A 17,651-nucleotide genomic window follows, 5' to 3' on the forward strand; every position below is an offset into this window, starting at 1 on the left:
GGAGGGGCTCCCGCCCGGCTTCGATCTTGCGATCTCATCCCGTTGGGCCGGGCGCCGCTGACGCGGCGCGGGACTTTCCCCGTCCTCTCCTCACCGGGTCAAGGGAGGCGCCAGCCTCCGCGCGTTCCGCGCGGCTTGCCCTTGACGCGGCCCGCCCTGAAAACAATCGGAAACGCCCCTCAAGGGCAGACCTGCCCTTGAGGGGCTTCTCAGCAAAACCCTTTACGCCGCGCCAGCGGCGCCACGCCCAACGGCTGCTGCTGCATCTTTGATGCAGCTTGCGGCGGGCGGGAGCTGCCCCTGCGGCTCTCAGCCCTGCAGCGGCTGTTTGACCAGTTTCGCCACCAGCCCGCGCACCATGGGCGCGGCGGTAAAGGCGACGGCAAAGGCAATCGGCCAGCTGAGAGACCAGGCCTGCATCCAGGCCCCGGTAAACCCGGCTGCGACACCAAGCGCCTTCCAGGTCGCAACGCCGGTCACGATGAAGGACATCAGCCCCGACAGGATCAGGCTGAACAGTACAGGCGCAAAGCGGGCGGGCAGCATGGGCAGGTTCCTTGATCAGATCACCCCCGCCTTATGACGCGCGCCGCATCATATTTCAATTCACGAATATGTTTCCGCCCTGCGGCGGCTCAGCGCATCCAGGTAAGGCTGTCTTCGGTTCGCCGGGTCGAGGGGGTGTATTCGGCGCTGACCCAGCCGTCGTAGCCGCTGTCGTCGATGGCGGCGAACAGCCTTTGGAAGTCCACCGGCCCGGTGCCCGGCTCGCAGCGCCCGGGCGCGGCGGCGATCTGCACGTGCACGGCGCGGCTGCCGAAGGTCTCCCACACTTTGGCCGCATCGCCGTGGATCAGCTGGGCGTGGTAGGCGTCATATTGCAGGCCCACGTTGGGCCGGTCCACCGCGTCCAGCACCTCCATCGCCAGAGTATAGTCGTCCAGGAAATAGCCGGGCTGGTCGCCGCTGTTCAGCGGTTCGATGGTGAACTGCTGGTCCGGCGCCCGGTCGGCGGCCCATTGCAGGTTTTCGACAAAGGTCCGCTGCGCCGCTTCACCCTTGGCGTAGCCTGCCATCACGTGAATCTTGCCCGCCTTCAGCGCCTCCGCGTAGCGCAGCACCCGGCGGATGTCGCGCTGGAAGCGGTCCACCCCGTCAGGCACCGCCGCATAGCCGGGCATCCCGCCGGTGTAATTCGGCGGCGGCGCGTTGATCAGCAGCAGCTCCAAGCCGTTGGCCAGCAGCGCGCGCTGGGTTTCCTTGGCGGCGAGTTCATAAGGGTAAAGGATTTCCACCGCCTCGAACCCGGCCGCGGCGGCGGCCTGGAACCGGTCGAGATAGGGCAGCTCGGCAAACAGCATCGAGATGTTGGCTGCGAATCTGGGCATGCGGGTCCTCCTGGCTTCACGGTGGTTTATCGTGGGCGAATCCATGAGGCCAAGACACAGAAAACGACGCATTGTCGCTTTCCCGCAAGGCAGCTGTCGCACGCCTTGGTTGCGCGGCGGCGAAACCGGCAAGATTTCGCTGGAAATTCAAAGGATAGCAGGCGGGGCGGTATGCTGCCGCCGCTGCCTGGCCTGCCGGCAGGGCGGTTGCCGTACTGAACGTCCGGAAGGTCAGCCGGCGTCCAGCTCTGCCGACGGGATCAGCGGGAAGAACGCGCCGCCGGACCAGACGCCGAACCAGCCGTCGTGATGCTCGCCCAGTTCCACCAGCCGGTAGAAGCTTTTGCGGTCGATCAGCGCCTCCAGCCCGGCGCGGATCATGACATAGGGCGCGGGTTCGCCGCTTGCGCTGTCACGTTCCACCCGGACCGGGTGATCCGGCCCCGCGGCGGCGGTGTCGCCGATATTGGTGGTGAAGGTGATCTGCTGCTCACGCCCCTGCCCCGCCGTGTCGAAATCCACCGCCACAAAGGGCGCGTCCTCGACCGTGATGCCGACCTTTTCGACAGGCGTCACAAGGTAATACTTGCCGTCCTCCAGCTTGAGGATGGAGGCGAAGAGCTTGACCAGTTCGAACCGGTTGAAAGGCGTGCCGAGGTAGTGCCAGCTGCCGTCGCGGGCGATGCGGATGTCCAGATCGCCGCAGAACGGCGGGTTCCACAGGTGGACTGGGGGCAAACCTTTACCTTTACCGGCCGCTTTTGCCGCCGCGGCAAGGCCTTCGGCATCGGGGGTCACGGGGTTTTGTCCGCTCATTGCTTTTGCCATTTCCTGTCAGCACGATAGAGTAACAGCATATATCCGGGAAACGAGGAATGTCATGCCTGAAACGGACGATCTGCTGGCCGGCATCGAAGCGCTGGAAGCCAAGCTGCAGGAGGCGCGCGCGTCGATCACCAAACGGTTCATCGGCCAGGAACGGGTGGTGGACCTCACGCTGTCGGTGCTGCTGTGCGGCGGCCATGGGCTGCTGATCGGCCTGCCGGGCCTGGGCAAGACCCGGCTGGTGGAGACGCTGAGCACGGTGATGGGGCTGGACGGCAACCGGATCCAGTTCACCCCGGACCTGATGCCGGCGGACATTCTGGGGTCCGAGGTGCTGGACACCGCCGCCGACGGGCACCGGTCGTTCCGGTTCGTGCCGGGGCCGGTGTTCTGCCAGCTGCTGATGGCGGATGAGATCAACCGGGCCAGCCCGCGCACCCAGTCGGCGCTGCTGCAGGCGATGCAGGAGCGGATGGTGACGGTGGCGGGCGAGGACCGCTCGCTGGGCGCGCCGTTCCATGTGCTGGCAACCCAGAACCCGATTGAGCAGGAGGGCACCTATCCGCTGCCGGAGGCGCAGCTGGACCGGTTCCTGTTGCAGATCGACGTGAATTATCCGGACCGCGCGACTGAGCGGGATATCCTGCTGGCCACCACCGGGGCGGAGGAAGCAGAGGCCTATCAGGTGTTTACCGCTGCTGAGCTGATCGAAGCGCAGACCCTGCTGCGGCGGATGCCGGTGGGCGAGTCGGTGGTGGAGATGATACTGGATCTGGTGCGCGCGTTCCGCCCCGAGGAGCCGGGCGTGTCCGATCATGTGGCGCAGACCGTGGCCTGGGGGCCGGGTCCGCGTGCGGCGCAGGCCTTGATGCTGGCCGTGCGGGCGCGGGCACTGCTGCAGGGGCGGCTGGCGCCCAATGCTGAGGATGTGCTGGACATGGCCCGCCCGGTGCTGAGCCACCGGATGCAGCTGAACTTTGCCGCCCGGGCGCGCGGTGAGAGCCTGGCCGCCCTGATTGAGGAAACCGCCGCGGATCTGGCCCGGACCGGGGCCGCCGCGTGACCAGGCCCGCCGCCTCTCAGGCCGCAGTTGGACTGCGGCACCGGGCAGAGGCCGAGGCCAGCACCCTGCCGCCCTTGCTGGTGCAGGCGCGGCACTTGGCCGGGTCGGTGCTGATGGGCGAGCATGGCCGCCGCCGGGCCGGCACGGGGGATGATTTCTGGCAGTACCGCCCGGCACAGGCCGGCGACAGCCGCCGGATGATCGACCACCGGCGCTCTGCCATGGGCGACATCCAGTATGTGCGCGAGCGGGAATGGCATATTTCGCAGACGGTGCATCTGTGGGTGGATACCGGTGCGTCGATGCGGTTCGCCTCCTCCGCGAAGCTGCCGCAGAAGATTGATCAGGCCCGGCTTCTGGGCCTCGCCGCGTCGGTGCTGATGGTGCACGGCGGTGAGCGGGTGGGCCTCACTGGCGGCAGCCTGCCGCCGCGGCGCGGCAATGTGCAGATCCTGCGGCTGGCCGAGGCGCTGTCGGATGACGAAGAGGAAGATTATGCCCCGCCCAATGGCCGCGCCCTGATCCCGCACGCACGCGCCCTGTTCATCTCGGATTTCTTGGGGCCGTATGAACCGGTAGAGCAGGCGCTGTCCAAGGCCGCCGCGCGCGGCGTCCGGGGTGTGCTGCTGCAGGTGCTGGACCCGGCAGAAGAGGCGTTTCCGTTTTCCGGGCGCACCCTGTTCGAGAGCATCGCGGGCGGTGTTACACATGAAACACTCAAGGCCTCTGCCCTGCAGGAGCGTTATCTGGAACGGCTGGCGGAGCGCCGCGCGGCCTTGGAGCGGCTGTGCCACGGGGCGGGCTGGCGGTTCGGGCAGCATCACACTGGCACACCAGCGCAGAACGCGCTGATGTGGCTCTATCACGCAATGGAGCGGACCGCGCCATGACAATGATTGCGGGCATCGGCTTTACCGCGCCCTGGCTGCTGCTGGGTTTGCTGGCCTTGCCGGTGCTGTGGCTGCTGCTGCGCGCGGTGCCGCCTGCGCCCAGGCGCCAGCCGTTCCCGGCTGTGACGCTGCTGTTGGGGTTGAAGGACGACGAGAGCCTGTCGGACCGCACGCCCTGGTGGCTCTTGCTGCTGAGGACGCTGGCTGTTGCGGCGGCGATCATCGGGCTGGCGGGGCCGGTGCTGAACCCCTCGGCCGAGGAGACTGGCGGCAGCGGGCCGCTTTTGATCGTGATGGATGCGAGCTGGGGCGGTGCTGCGGAGTGGAAGCAGACCACCGCGCAGGCCGCGGTGCAGCTGGAGGAGGCAGGCCGGGCCGGGCGCCCGGTGGCCGTTTTGCGCCTGAGCGCGCCGGAACCGCTGCTGTTCCGCGCCGCCAGCGATTGGCAGCGGCAGCTGGCCGGGATGGTGCCCCTGCCCTGGCAGCCGGGACCGGAGCAGCTGGCGCAGGCGCTGGACGCGATTGACGGCGCCGAGGGCCGCTTTGACACCATCTGGTTCAGCGACGGGCTGGAGTATCCGGGCCGCGACGGGCTGGTCCAGGCGCTGAGCCGCCGCGGCGGCATCGAAGTCTTTGAACAGCCCGCGCCGGTGCTGGGGCTGATGCCCGCGAGCTATACCGGCGGCGCGATCGAACTGACGGTGCAGCGCAGCCGCAGCGGGCCTGCGCAGGAGGTCACGGTTGTGGCCCAGGGCAAGGATCCGGGCGGCACCGCCCGCAGCCTGGCGGCGCTGCCGCTGCGGTTTGCGGATGGTGCCCGCAGCGCCTCCGCCGAGCTGTCGCTGCCCGCGGAGCTGCGGGCGCGTCTGTCACGGTTCGAAATCCGCGAGGTGAGGTCGGCGGGCGCGGTGGCGCTGACCGATGAAAGCCTGCGCCGCCGCGAGGTTGCGCTGGTCTCCTCCGAAAGCGCCGATGAGGGGCTGGCGCTGCTGTCGCCGCTGCACTACCTGCGCCAGGCGCTGGCGCCTTCGGCGGAGCTGCTGGAGGGCGCGCTGGCGGATCTGCTGCCGGCCAATCCGGATGTGATCGTGCTGGCCGATGTGGCGCGGCTGGCCCCGGATCAGGAAGACCAGGTCATCGAATGGGTGGAAAACGGCGGCCTGCTCTTGCGATTTGCCGGGCCGCGGCTGGCCGCCAGCGACACTGCCCGCAGCGGCGAGGAACCCCTGATGCCGGTGCGCCTGCGCATAGGCGGGCGCAGCATCGGCGGCGCCATGAGCTGGGGCGAACCCAAGACGCTGGCGCCCTTTGCCGAGAGCTCGCCCTTTTACGGGCTCGAGGTGACGGAGGAAGTCTCGATCAGCTCGCAGGTGGTGGCGCAGCCCGATCCGCAGCTGGCGGAGCGGGTGATTGCCGAACTGGCGGACGGCACGCCGCTGGTCACCCGCAAGACGCTGGGACAGGGTCAGGTGGTATTGTTTCACGTGACCGCCAATGCAGAGTGGAGCAGCCTGCCGCTGTCGGGGCTGTTCGTTTCGATGCTGGAGCGGCTGGCGGTGTCCTCTTCCGCCGCCACGCCAAAAGCCGAGGATCTGGAAGGCACCACCTGGACCCCGGTCGAGGTGCTGGACGGCTTTGGCCGGCTGGAGGCGGCGGAGACGCTGCCGGGCGTCAAGGGGCCGGACCTGGTGGCCGCGCCCGCGGGGCCGGAGCTGCGGCCCGGTGTCTATGACGGCGGGCGGCGGATGCTGGCGCGCAACGTGTTGCGTCCGGGCGATGAGCTGCTGGCGGCGCGCTGGCCTGCCTCGGTCCGGGTCAGCGGCTATGACGCGCCGCAAGAGCTGCCGCTGGGCGGCGCGCTTCTGACCCTGGCGCTGGCGTTGCTGGCGCTGGATGTGCTGGGCACGCTTGCGGTGTCCGGCCTGCTTCGGGCGGGCCGGGCGGCAGCGCTGGCGGCCGGCATAGGCCTGGCAGCGCTGGCTTTTCCGCAGGACGCGCGGGCACAGGATGCTCCTGCACCGGAAGATTTCAGGGCTGCCGGGCTGGCTGCCGAACTGGTGCTGGCGCATGTGCTGACCGGCGATCCTCAGGTCGACCGCATTGCCGAGGCGGGCCTGCGCGGACTGTCGGACACGCTGTTCTTCCGTACCTCGGTGGAGCCGGCCAATCCGGCAGCAGTGGACCTTGAGCGGGACGAGCTGGCCTTTTTTCCGCTGCTGTACTGGCCTGTTACCCGCGACCAGCCGCTGCCCTCGTCCGAGGCTTACGCCAAGCTCAACACCTATCTGCGGGCGGGCGGCATGATCCTGTTCGACACCCGCGACGCCGATCTGGCCTCTGCAGGCGCGACCAGCCCGGCGGCACGGCGGCTGCAGCAGATCGCGCTGCCGCTGGACATCCCGCCGCTGGAGGTGGTGCCGGAGGATCATGTGCTGACCCGCGCCTTCTATCTGCTGCAGGCCTTTCCCGGCCGCCACAGCCGCGGCCCGGTCTGGGTCGAGGCGGCGCCGGCCGATGCGGAACAGGCCGAGGGCATCCCCTTCCGCAATCTCAACGACGGGGTGACGCCGGTGGTGATCGGCGGCAACGACTGGGCCTCGGCCTGGGCGGTGGATGAAAACGGCCGGCCTTTGCTGCCGGTCGGGCGCGGCTATGCCGGAGAGCGGCAGCGGGAACTGGCGTTCCGCTTTGGCGTCAACCTGGTGATGCATGTGCTGACCGGCAACTACAAATCCGACCAGGTGCATGTGCCGGCGCTGCTGGACCGGCTGGGGCAATAGGGGGCGGATGCCATGACACAGACCATTCTGTTCGACCCGCTGGTGCCCTGGCCCGTGATCTGGGCCGCGGGTGCGGTGACCCTGGCAGTGCTGATCCTGGGGCTTTGGAAAGGGCTGTCGGGCTGGGGCCTGCGGGCGCTGGCGGCGCTGGTGCTGCTGGCGGCGCTCAGCGGTCCGGTGCATCAGAGCGAGGACCGCGCGCCCTTGGACGACATTGTGATTGTTGCCGAGGACCAGACCGCCAGCCAGCAGCTGCGCGGCCGCCCGGAGCAGATGGCGCGCGCCCGCACCCAGCTGAAGACGGCGCTGGCGAACCGTCCCGGAACCGAAGTGCGCTGGGTCACCGTTGCGGATGGCGCGGGCGATGAGGGCACCCGGCTGATGAGCGCCATTGCCGGGGCGCTGGCGGATGAGCCGCGGGCGCGGGTAGCCGGCATCATCGCCTTGTCGGACGGCCAGGTGCATGACGCGGATCAGCTTGTGAACCTGCCGGCGCCGATGCATCTGCTGCTGACCGGGCGCGAGGACGACTGGGACCGCCGCCTGATCGTCAGGAACGCCCCCGGCTTTGCCATTATCGGCGAGCCGGTGACGCTGACGCTCCGGATCGAGGATCAGGGCGCGGTGCCGGTGCAGGGCGGTTTTGCCGATCTCGACATCTCGGTCGGCGGCGATGAAGCGCAGCGCTTTACCCTGCCGGTCGGCGTGGATTTCGAGCTGCCGATGGTGCTGCAGCACGGCGGGCGCAACGTGATCCAGTTCTCCGTCCCGGAAGAACCGGGCGAGCTGACCGCGCGCAACAACGCCGCGCTGGTGCAGATCAACGGGGTGCGCGACCGGCTGCGGGTTCTGCTGGTGTCGGGTGAGCCGCACGCGGGCGGGCGCACCTGGCGCAATTTGCTGAAATCCGACAGTGCGGTGGACCTGGTGCATTTCACCATCCTGCGCCCGCCGGAGAAGCAGGACGGGGTGCCGGTGGAGGAGCTGTCGCTGATCGCTTTCCCGACCCGCGAGCTGTTCTTGGAAAAGATCAATGACTTCGACCTGATCATCTTTGACCGCTACAAGCGGCGCGGCATCCTGCCGGCGGTCTATCTGGACAATGTGGCGAATTACGCGATGGGCGGCGGCGCGGTGCTGGTGGCGGCGGGGCCGGATTTCGCCAGTGCCGACAGCATCTACCGTTCGCCGCTGTCGCTGATCCTGCCGGCCGAGCCCTCGGCGCGGGTGCTGGAAGAAGCCTACCGCCCTGCGGTGACGGAGCTGGGCAAGCAGCATCCGGTCACCTCCGGGCTCGAGGGCGCGGAGGACTGGGGCCGCTGGCTGCGCCAGATCGAGCTGAGGACGCCGGAGGGCCACGTGCTGATGAACGGCGCAGGCGAGCGGCCCCTGCTGGTGCTGAACCGGGTGGGCGAGGGCCGGGTGGCGCTGCTGGCCTCGGACCACGCCTGGCTGTGGAGCCGCGGCTACGAGGGCGGCGGGCCGCAGCTGGAGCTGCTGCGCCGTCTCGCCCATTGGATGATGAAGGAGCCGGAACTGGAGGAGGAGGCGCTGTGGGCCGAGACCTCGGGCCAGCGGATGCGCATCCTGCGCCGGACGCTGGCAGGGGAGGCCGGGCCGGTGACGGTGACCAACCCGGATGGCTCCACGGTGGAGCTGGCGTTGCGCCAGACCGCGCCCGGCCAGTGGGAGACCCGCTATGAGGGGCCGGAGGCCGGTCTGTACCGGCTGGAGGAAGGCGGCAAGACCGCGGTGGCCGGTCTGGGGCCTGCCGCGCCGAAGGAGTTCGAGGAGACCCTGGCCTCCGGCGCTGTGCTGGAGCCGGTGCTGGCGCCTTTGCGCGGCGGAGTGCTGCGGCTGGAGGACGGGATGCCTGCCCTGCGCAGCGTGCGCGCCGGACGCCCGGCTGCCGGGCGCGGCTGGATCGGCCTGACCCCGCGCGAGGCTTATGAAACGCTGTCGGTTTCCCAGGGGCCGCTGCTGCCCGCCTGGCTGGCGCTGGTGTTGGCGGCCTTCTTCCTGGTGGCCGGCTGGCTGCGCGAGGGACGGCGGTAGGCGTTTCAGCCGGGACCGCCCGCTGGACCAGGGAGTACTCCCGCCCATCGCAGGTGTCCTGCCGGACACCGCCCTGGTTGGGCCAAGCGCCGCGCCAAAGGCGCGGCGCGGGTCGCTTCGGGCGCAGCCCGAAGCGAAACACCTCATCCAGCCGGCTGCGGATTATTCCTTGAAGCTCACCGAAACCACCGGGTCGCCTGGCAGGCCCTGATAGGTCACGCTGACCCCGCCCTTGGTTTTCTGCGGCGGGAACAGCGGGCCGAAGGAGCCGGCGGAGATCAGGTCGCCTGCCTTGAACTCCACGCCCTTGGAGCGCAGCCAGAGGGCGGCATTCACCGGGTTGCCCAGCACCGCGCGGCCCGGCGCCTGCACCAGCACACCGCCCGCGCCGTCGCGCATCGTGACGGTCATTTCCTCCAGCATGCGGGACATCTCAGCCGGGTCTTCCACCGGCACCGGAGCGCCCAGGACGCCGAGGCGCGTGCCCACGCCCATCGCTGTGATCGTCTCAGCTGTGAATGGCTGTCCCTTGGCCAGTGTGAGGTCGGGCAGTTCGATGAAGGGGCGGATGGCGGAGATATGGGCAAAGGCCTCCTGCGCCGTGGCCGCGGTGTTGATGCCCTCATCCGCGACCACCAGCACCAGATCGGCCTCGACCATCGGGATCGCGCCCCAAGAGGCGTCGAGCGTGGCGCCATCGTCCAGCATCATGTTTTGATAAAGCAGGCCGCGCACGGGCTCGGTTGCGCCGAAACGCTCCTGCGCCGGTCTGCTGGTGAGGCCTGCCTTGTAGCCGATGACCGGGCCCAGGTGCAGCTCCAGCGCGGCGGCGAGTTTTTCCTGGGAGCACAGCGCGTCCTCCATGCTGGCGCCGGGCGACAGAGCCTGCGCCGGGGTCTTGGCCAAGTAGCTGTCCACAAAGGCGGCGATTTCGGCATCAGTGGCGCAGGCGGCCATAGCGGCGGGGGCGGCCAGGACCACGGACAAGGCAAGGCTGCAGGCGGCGGGAAGGGGTTTCAGCATGACAGGGCCTCTTGGAATTGCGGGATCAGTCGATCCGCAGATTAACGCGGTCGGAGCGGCCCGAGCCATCGACAACCACCAGCGAGGAGAAGCCGGGGCCTGGGCTGGGGACAGCGAACTCGCGGCGGCGCTGGCCCGATAGCACCGGCCGGCCGTTGGCCATCACCAGGAAGGGCGCGGTGCCGCCGCGGAGTTTGAGGGTGAGGTCGGCGCCCGCAAGTTCTAGCCTTGCGCCTTCGGGCGGGAAGACCAGCTCCGGCGCGTCTGAAGCCTCCGCGAAAGCCGCATCGCGGGGGCGGAAACGCTGCAAAGGCTGCGGCAGTTCGGCAGAGCTGACGATCAGCGTCGCGGGCGGCGGAGGCGGCAGGGGGTCGAGCGCGGGTTTCAGGCGGCCGAAGGCTTCGAACAGCACCGGCGCGGCGAGGTCCCCGCCGAAGATGCCCGGCACCGGGGTGCCATCGGCGCGGCCCATCCAGACGCCGACCGCATGGCGCCCGTCCCAGCCGATCGCCCAGGCGTCGCGGTGGCCATAGGAGGTGCCGGTCTTGTAGGCGATGCTGCCTGCGCGCGCCCCCGCTGGCACCGGCAGGCCGCGCAGGATATCGGCCACCTGCCAGGCAGCCTCGGGAGAGGCGAGGCGGCCTGCGGGAGCGCGTGCTTCGCCTTGCATCACGCGCAGGCGCGGCCCCTGCCCGCCTGCCGCCAGCCCGGCATAAAGCTGCACCATGTCCTGCAGGCTGATGCCGAGGCCCCCAAGCGACAGTGCCAGGCCAGGCCCACCGCCGGGCAGTTGCGGTCTGGCGCCGCTGGCCCAGAGGGCGGCCATCACCCGGGCCGGGCCAAGCTCTTGCGTCAGTTTCACGACGGGGATGTTCAGTGACAGTTGCAGCGCCTCGCGCAGGCGGATGTCGCCGCGGAATTCGCCGTCGAAGTTCTGCGGCGCATAGCCTGCAAAGTTGACCGGGCCGTCGCGGATCAGGGTTTCCGGGTGGGCCAGCCCTTGGTCGAAGGCGAGGCCGTAGATCAGCGGCTTCAGGGTGGAGCCGGGGGAACGGACCGCCTGCGTCATGTCGACGTATCCGCGGCGTGCGGCGTCCGAGTAACCGGGCGAGCCGACCAGCGCCAGCACTTCGCCGGTCTGGTGATCGGCGGCGATGAGGGCGGCAGAGAGGCGCGGGCTGCTGCGGACGGCCTCGGCCAGCAGCCTCTCCATCCGCGATTGCATTGCGCCATCGAGGGTCAGGCGCAGCTGGCGGTTGCCGGGGTGCTGGGCCGCCACCCGGTCGGCCAGATGCGGGGCGAGGCGCGGGAAAGCGGCCATTTGGTGCGGCAGCGGGGTGCGCCGGGCGGCCTCTGCTTGTTCATCGGTCAGGAGGCCCTGGCGCAGCATCCGCGCCAGCACCCGGTCGCGGGCGCCGCTGGCGGCCTCGGGGAAGCGGTCGGGGCGGCGGCGCTCGGGGCTCTGCGGCAAGGCGACCAGCAGCGCGGCCTCTGCCGGCGTCAGGCGCTTCGGCTCCTTGCCGAACCAGCTGTAGGCGGCCGCGCGGATGCCCTCTGCTGCGCCGCCATAGGGGGCGTGGGTCAGGTAGAGGGTGAGGATTTCGTCCTTGCTGAGGCGGCGCTCCAACGCCAGCGCCACCCGCATCTGGCGCAGCTTGCCGGACCAGCGGCCGGTGGTGCCGTCTTCCAGCAGGCGCGCAACCTGCATGGTGAGGGTGGAGCCGCCAGAGACCGCGCGCCCGTTCCACAGCGCCTGGCCCGCGGCGCGGATCAGGGCGATGGGGTCGACGCCGGCGTGGGAGCGGAAGCGCTTGTCTTCATAGCGCAGGAGCATGTTCAGAAAGCGCGGGTCGACGTCGGCGGGCTGCACCGCGAGGCGCCAGAGGCCGTCATCCACAGGGTAGGCGCGCAGCAGCTTGCCGTTGCGGTCGAGAACTTCGGTGGAGGTCTCCGACAGGGTGAGAGGGAAGTTTGTATTCTCGATCCAAGTGTCGAAGCTGCGGTAGGCGGAGAACGTCACCGCTATCAGAAGCGCTAAGGCCAGAGCGCTCCATTTCCGCCTTTTGCCTGGCCGATAGGCCGGGCATCGCCCGTCCGCCCCCCCGGGCGGGCGATACTCGCCCACCCGCGGACAGGCGCTGCCCTCAGCTCTTTTCCGCCAGCGTTTCACCTGACTTCTACCCGCCCCGTGCCGGTGCGGGCGCGGTAGGCGGGGCGGTACATGTCCTCAACCGAGGCCGCCGGGTGGTGGAACACGCCGGGCGTCACCGCGCGGACCACGTAGGCCAGCGTCACAGGCGAGGCATCGCGCACATTCACCGCCGCCAGGAAGCGGTCGCTGCGGAACTCGGCGTGCTCGGCCTCTGCCGGGTTCAGCCAGTCGAGATCGCGCAGGTCGCCGGAGCGCAGAAGGTTGGGGTTGTCGATCTCAAACCCCGCGGGCAGCGGGTCGTTGATCATCAGCCGCGCACCGGTCTTTTCATGCGGTTTCACCCGCAGGACCGCCACGAACCGCGCGCCAGCCTGCACGGACTGCGCATCCAGCGGCTGGCCCTCCAGCGAGTAATAGCTGCGCTCGATGGTGTAGCCGAAACCGCCCGCGGCGGGCGGGACCTCTGGCACGCCAAGCGTGGTGAGGGTGATCTCTGCCGTCCGCCCGCTGGCGGCGGTGAGCGCCAGCTCCGGCGTGTCCTGGCCGTCTGCGGCTTCAACAAACGGGCCCTGCACGGGTTGGCCGTTGACCAGCAGACCGGAGTCTTCGGGGGTTTGCGCCAAGGCGTGGGCGGCCATCAGGGTCCAGGCGGACTCCTGGGTGGAGCGGGTGCCGGACGCATCAACAAGCCGCGACGACAGGCGGGCGCGATCCACCGCCTCCGATCCAGCCTCTGCCGCCAGCGCCAGAACGCCGGCGGTGTCGCGCAGCCGGGTGCCGAAATCGGCGCGCCAGAGGCGGGCTTCGCCCTGTTCATCGGAGCCGATCATCTGCGCGGCGCGGGCAAACATCCGGTCAGCCCGGCGCTGGTCGCCATAGGCCGCCAGGGCTGCGCCCAGCTGGGCGGCGGCGAGCGGGGTGGCAAAGGCGTCGCCCTTCACATCGGCATAGTAGCGCAGATCGCCCATCTGGGCCGCGCCTTCGCGGGCCAGCACCAGCAGGGCATAGGCGATCTCCTCGCCGCCCGCGTCAAAATCGGCGGCGTAGTTGATGCGGTTGCGCAGGTTGTCCATCGCCTGGGCAAAGGCCTGCTGCGGCACCTCGAAGCCCTGGGCGCGGGCGCGGCTGAGGAAGTCGCTGGCGTAGGCGTCGAGCCAGAACTCGCCGCTGTCGGCGCGCCACATCCCGAAGGCGCCCGAGGGGGCCTGACGGGTCAGCACCTTGCGGATGGCGGCGTTGATGCGGGCGTCCACCGCCGGGCCGTTGCCCAGCCCAGCTGCCTGCGCCACGCTGCTGAGGTAGAGGAGCGGAAGGGCCTTGGACGTCACCTGCTCAGTGCAGCCGTAGGGGTACTGGTCCAATTCGGCCAGCAGGCCCGGCACGTCGAACTTGGCAAGCGGGCCGGAGGAAATGGTGGCCCGCGCGGTGCCGGGGCGCAGGCCCGTGAAAACGTCCTTGCTGAACAGGAAGGTGTCGCCGCCTGCGAGGGTGAAGCGGCGGGTCTCTGACGTCACCGGATCATTGGCGCGGACCGGCATCCGAAGGTCCTGCCGCAACTCTTGCCCATCGGGCGTGGTGAGGGTGAGCGTCAGTTCATGGTCGCCCACGGTTTCTGCCGTCACCGGCAGGTCCAGCACGGCCTTGCCCTGCTCCGCCAGTGTGACGGAGGCAGGCAGGCTGCCGAGCGTCAGGCCGCCTGCGTTTGTTGCGGTCAGCTTCATCTCGCCTGCCGGGCCGTCGGCGTGGACGATTTCTATCCTTGCGCGGCTTTCATCACCCGGCGCCAGGAAGCGCGGCAGGGAGGCGGTGACCACGACGGGGTCGCGAACCAGCATGTCGGCCTCTGCCTGGCCGACGGCCTTGCCCGACCAGGCAACCGCCATCAGCCGCACGGTGCCGTTGAAGGCAGGCAGGGTCATCGGGAACTCCGCCTCGCCATTGGCGTCCACTTTCAGCGGGCCGGAGAACAACGCCACCAGATCCTGTGTGGGCGGCGGCGATTGCATCTTCATGCCGCTGTCCGCATCGCCGCCGGATCGGATGCGGCCCAGGGTACCGTTGCCGGGGTCGATGAGGCGGCCGTAGACGTCGCGCAGCTCCACGCCTAAGCGGCGCTGGCCGTAGTAATGCGCGCTGGGATCGGGGCTGGTGAAGCCGGTGAGGTTGAGGATGCCGAGGTCCACCGCGGCGACGGTGAGCCAGACTTCTTCGCCCTCTGCCGCGCCATCCACGCGGATTTTGGCCACTTGGGTGCCGCGCGGGCGGGCCACTTCGGGGACGTCAATGGCGACCTGCAATTGCTGTCCGGGCTGGGTGACGGCCGCGTGGGCCAGGCCCAGGGCGCGCAGCGGGGTGCGGCCGCGCTCAGCCGCAACGGGCTGGATTACCGTGGCGGTCACATAGGCGCCGCTGCCCCAGTCCTGTGTCACCTCCAGCGGGATCACGGTTTCGCCAGCCGGAACCTCCACCGCCATGCGGTGGATCAGGCGGTTGGAGACCACCGAGACCAGCGCAGTGCCGGCAGCTTGCGGCACGATACGCAGACGGGCGGTGTCGCCGGGGATGTAGCTGTCGCGGTCCAGCGACAGGTCCAGCCTTGCCGGTGTTTCAGTGCTGCCTTCGGGCGCGTACCAGCCGGCGTAGAAGTCAAAAGCGGCGGAAGCGTATTCTCCGTCCAACCGCTCCACCACCAGTTCATAACGGCCCCAGTCGACGGGCTGCGACAGCGGCAGGGGATCATTGCCCAGCTGCGCCTCGCCGGTGGCGATGCGGGTGCGGCGGGTCACCGGTTCCCAGTTCCAGTTGCCGTAGAGCTGATACCACTGGTAGCGGGTCTCGATGCGGTTCAGGGTCCATTTGACGCGCATCGGCATCGGTTTCAGGTCCGGCGACAGGGCGATCAGTTCAAAGCCTGCCTCAGAGCCTTCCGGCGCGGCCTCGTCAAACAGCGGCTTGATGCCGAGGACCGGGCCTGCGGGGCGGACCGGCAGTTCCAGCACGCGCTCCACCGGGCGGGCGGCGCCATCGGCAACGCGGGTGGTGAGCGTGGCCAGCAACGGCTTGCCCTCTGCCGGGGTGGCGGCCGGGAGGCTGGCCGTGAAGGATGCGCTGCCGTCGGCGCCGGTTTCCTGGCCGCCGAAATACTCGGTCTGGGCCGAGGAGGCTTCATCATAGCGGCCGAAGCGGAAGCCGGGCCATTGTTCGAGAGTATCGGCGGCGGTCAGGCGGATGCTGCCCTCCACCTTCAGGCCCGCGCCCGGCGCGCCGAACAGGTAGTCGGCTTGCAGGCTGATCTGCGCGGCGCCGCCGGGCTGAAGACTGTCAGAATTGGTGACCTGCTGCGTGAAGTCGATGCGCTCCGGCAGGAAATCTTCAACCAGGATCTGGCGGCTGGCGAGCGCGGGGGCCTTGAGGTCGCTCTTGATCTCGATCCGCCAGGTGCCGCGCGGGGCGGCGGGGCCGGTTTCCAGCGCGAAGACATGGCCGCCCTGATGGCCATTGGCCGAGGTCTGGCGGGTGTATTCCACCCCGTCGGGGCGCAGGAGGATTGCGGTCAGCGGCAGGCCGTCGATGGCCTGGGCCTTGCTGTCGCGGGCCAGTGCGGTCACATGCACGGTTTCGCCCGCACGGAAGGCGCCGCGGGTGGTGGCGAGGAACACATCCACCGGCCCCGGCGCGGGACGCCCGGCCACGCCGCGGTCCGACAGGTCAAAGGCGGCATCGTTCAGCGGCAGGAAGGTGAAATCGCCCTCCCCTGCCCGCGCGGTGATCAGCGCGGGCGCCGTGTCGCCAGTGCCGCGGGTGAGGCCGGGGGCGAAATGCACATAGCCGCTGGCATCGCTGGTCTGGGTTGCCAGAACCTCATTGGCGGAGGAGATCAGGCTGACCTCGGCGCCTTCCTGCGGCTTGGCATCCGCCAGGCCCTGCACCTGCACATGCAGGCCATCGCTGCCGGACATGGTGGAAAGGCCAAGGCCGGTCAGTACGAACCACTGTGTCGCCCCCGCATCCTCGTAGGGGTCGGCCCCCGGTACCCGGGCGGTCAGCGCGTAAAGGCCCGGTTTCTTCTGCCCTGTCAGCGCATCTTCCAGCGGCAGCCGGCTGGTCATGGCCTGATTGAGCGCGGTGTCCACTTCGGCGCTGCCGGTCCAGATCTCCTCGGCAATGTCAGCGGCGAAATGCTTGTCTTCCCAGTGGGAGAGCGGCTTGGCGAAATAGCCCTCCTGCAGGGTGCGCAGCACGTTGCGGCTGCTGACCCGGCGCAGGCGCAGGTCCAGTTCCGTCAGGTTCACGGTTTCCACCGGCAGTGCCGCGGCACCGCCGGCTGGCAGCACATAGGCACGCCCCGGGAAGCGGACCTGCGGGGAGCGGTCGCGCACATAGTGGGTCAGCTCCACATCTTTGTAGAGCTGCTCGCCGCTGGCCGCGGGCAGGCCGCGGCGCAGGGTCAGGCGGTAGCGCTTGCCGTGCTCCGCCCCGTCGAGGCAGAGCTGGCGGCCCTGGACGGTGACGGCCAGGCCGGCCTCGGCCATGCGGACGTAGTTTTCGTAATCGGTGCCGGCCTGCTCCAGATCCTCTGAGAACTCGGCGCAGATGCGCGGCGCGGCGCTGTCGCTTTCGACCGTGCTGGTGAGCACGCGGAAACCGTATTTGGCAGTCGCATCCTCCAGCTGCGCGGCGCGGCCGGCGTCAGGCGCGATGTCCTGCGCCAGCCGCAAAAGCGGCAGCATGGCGCGGCCGTTTGCCTGCAGCTCCTGTGCGCGGGCTGCTGCCGCCAGCGCCTCTGCCTGCGCGGCAGGCGTGGCGGCCCGCAAGTAGCCGTTCACCGCCGCGAGGTAGCCCTGCGCGCGCAAGCGGCGCTGCTGGCTGCGGCTGCCCCTGTCCTTGGCAGCGCGCAGCAAATAGCCGGAGAACTGCGTCCAATCCGCGGCGTCATCGCTCAGCACCACCGCCTGCGCCATCCAGCGCAGAGCGGCAGGGGAATCGCCTTCCCGCAGCCGGTTGCGGGCGGCGGCGCGGGCCTCCGCCGGGTCACTGGCGGCCAGCGGGTAATCCAGCCCCAAAGTGCGCGCAAAGGCAGCGGCGTTCTGCAAGTCCTGCGCCGGCAGGAACCCGAGCCGCGCCGCGCGGGACGCTGCCGCGGCGGCCAGCCCGGGCGCGGCGGGCTGTCTCACCGCGGAGAGGGCGCCTGCGTAGGGGCTGGATTGCCCCAGTGCCGATTTGGGGAAGCAGGCACTCGCCCTCTGATTGAAGACAAAGCCTGCGCAGTCCGCCTGTGCGGAGCAGGCGCGGGCACAGGATGCCACGTCCGTATCAAACAGCGGCTGCAGATCGGAGCCGTAGAAATCGGTATCCGCATAAGAGCGGTAACGATAATCAGGAACCGCCGGCCCGGCCCAAGCCGAGGGTAAAAACGCAATAAAAGCAATAAAATACAATAAGACAGAAGCAAACAGACGCGGCATGGCACCCTCC

The 17,651-nt window shown here is 69.4% G+C and carries 10 protein-coding genes; 4 read left to right on the top strand and 6 right to left on the bottom strand.

The genetic code is table 11. The features are described 5' to 3' along the window. Nucleotides 1–309: 309 nt before the first annotated feature. The 3 genes from AC5STI_RS12725 to AC5STI_RS12735 form a co-directional block, all read right to left on the bottom strand. The gene (locus AC5STI_RS12725) at nucleotides 310–546 is read right to left on the bottom strand and encodes a DUF2798 domain-containing protein (protein WP_495446919.1); all 237 of its coding nucleotides are present in this window, start codon (nucleotides 544–546) and stop codon (nucleotides 310–312) included. Between the two features lie 89 nt (nucleotides 547–635). Then, the gene (locus AC5STI_RS12730) at nucleotides 636–1,388 is read right to left on the bottom strand and encodes a hydroxypyruvate isomerase family protein (RefSeq protein ID WP_495446920.1); all 753 of its coding nucleotides are present in this window, start codon (nucleotides 1,386–1,388) and stop codon (nucleotides 636–638) included. Nucleotides 1,389–1,619: 231 nt separating this feature from the next. Further along, a complete protein-coding gene (locus AC5STI_RS12735; RefSeq protein WP_495446921.1) occupies nucleotides 1,620–2,204 on the bottom strand; it encodes a DUF1285 domain-containing protein in 585 nt (194 codons plus the stop codon). Between the two features lie 64 nt (nucleotides 2,205–2,268). On the opposite strand from AC5STI_RS12735, the gene AC5STI_RS12740 reads away from it, so the two are divergent. From AC5STI_RS12740 to AC5STI_RS12755, 4 genes are read left to right on the top strand one after another with little or no spacing between them, the layout of a single operon-like run. Beyond that, complete coding sequence (locus AC5STI_RS12740) at nucleotides 2,269–3,276, top strand: AAA family ATPase (RefSeq protein ID WP_495446922.1); 1,008 nt, start codon at nucleotides 2,269–2,271, stop codon at nucleotides 3,274–3,276. Further along, nucleotides 3,273–4,166: a DUF58 domain-containing protein gene (locus AC5STI_RS12745; protein WP_495446923.1), complete on the top strand. Its 894-nt coding sequence runs from the start codon at nucleotides 3,273–3,275 to the stop codon at nucleotides 4,164–4,166. The genes AC5STI_RS12740 and AC5STI_RS12745 overlap by 4 nt, the downstream gene beginning before the upstream one ends. Next, entirely contained in the window at nucleotides 4,163–6,946 is a 2,784-nt protein-coding gene (locus tag AC5STI_RS12750; protein ID WP_495446924.1) for a DUF4159 domain-containing protein, read from the top strand. Before AC5STI_RS12745 ends, AC5STI_RS12750 begins: the two co-directional genes overlap by 4 nt. Nucleotides 6,947–6,958: 12 nt before the next feature. Then, entirely contained in the window at nucleotides 6,959–9,001 is a 2,043-nt protein-coding gene (locus AC5STI_RS12755; protein WP_495446925.1) for a hypothetical protein, read from the top strand. Between the two features lie 162 nt (nucleotides 9,002–9,163). Here the strand turns inward: AC5STI_RS12755 and AC5STI_RS12760 are convergent, their stop codons facing one another. From AC5STI_RS12760 to AC5STI_RS12770, 3 genes are all read right to left on the bottom strand, one after another. Beyond that, nucleotides 9,164–10,024, bottom strand: a complete 861-nt coding sequence (locus AC5STI_RS12760) for a 2-keto-4-pentenoate hydratase (RefSeq protein ID WP_495446926.1) — start codon at nucleotides 10,022–10,024, stop codon at nucleotides 9,164–9,166. A gap of 25 nt (nucleotides 10,025–10,049) precedes the next feature. After that, a complete protein-coding gene (gene pbpC, locus AC5STI_RS12765) occupies nucleotides 10,050–12,044 on the bottom strand; it encodes a penicillin-binding protein 1C (protein ID WP_495446927.1) in 1,995 nt (664 codons plus the stop codon). 146 nt (nucleotides 12,045–12,190) lie between these two features. Beyond that, the gene (locus AC5STI_RS12770; protein ID WP_495446928.1) at nucleotides 12,191–17,641 is read right to left on the bottom strand and encodes an alpha-2-macroglobulin family protein; all 5,451 of its coding nucleotides are present in this window, start codon (nucleotides 17,639–17,641) and stop codon (nucleotides 12,191–12,193) included. Between the last annotated feature and the right edge of the window lie 10 nt (nucleotides 17,642–17,651).

The sequence above is a fragment of the Leisingera sp. CC-HEC096 genome, assembly GCF_059429235.1.

Bases quoted from the DNA above. Each gene is read 5' to 3' on its own strand.
- AC5STI_RS12725 (WP_495446919.1), bottom strand. From the start codon at position 546: ATGCTGCCCGCCCGCTTTGCGCCTGTACTGTTCAGCCTGATCCTGTCG.
- AC5STI_RS12730 (WP_495446920.1), bottom strand. From the start codon at position 1,388: ATGCCCAGATTCGCAGCCAACATCTCGATGCTGTTTGCCGAGCTGCCC.
- AC5STI_RS12735 (WP_495446921.1), bottom strand. From the start codon at position 2,204: ATGAGCGGACAAAACCCCGTGACCCCCGATGCCGAAGGCCTTGCCGCG.
- AC5STI_RS12740 (WP_495446922.1), top strand. From the start codon at position 2,269: ATGCCTGAAACGGACGATCTGCTGGCCGGCATCGAAGCGCTGGAAGCC.
- AC5STI_RS12750 (WP_495446924.1), top strand. From the start codon at position 4,163: ATGACAATGATTGCGGGCATCGGCTTTACCGCGCCCTGGCTGCTGCTG.
- AC5STI_RS12755 (WP_495446925.1), top strand. From the start codon at position 6,959: ATGACACAGACCATTCTGTTCGACCCGCTGGTGCCCTGGCCCGTGATC.
- AC5STI_RS12760 (WP_495446926.1), bottom strand. From the start codon at position 10,024: ATGCTGAAACCCCTTCCCGCCGCCTGCAGCCTTGCCTTGTCCGTGGTC.
- AC5STI_RS12770 (WP_495446928.1), bottom strand. From the start codon at position 17,641: ATGCCGCGTCTGTTTGCTTCTGTCTTATTGTATTTTATTGCTTTTATT.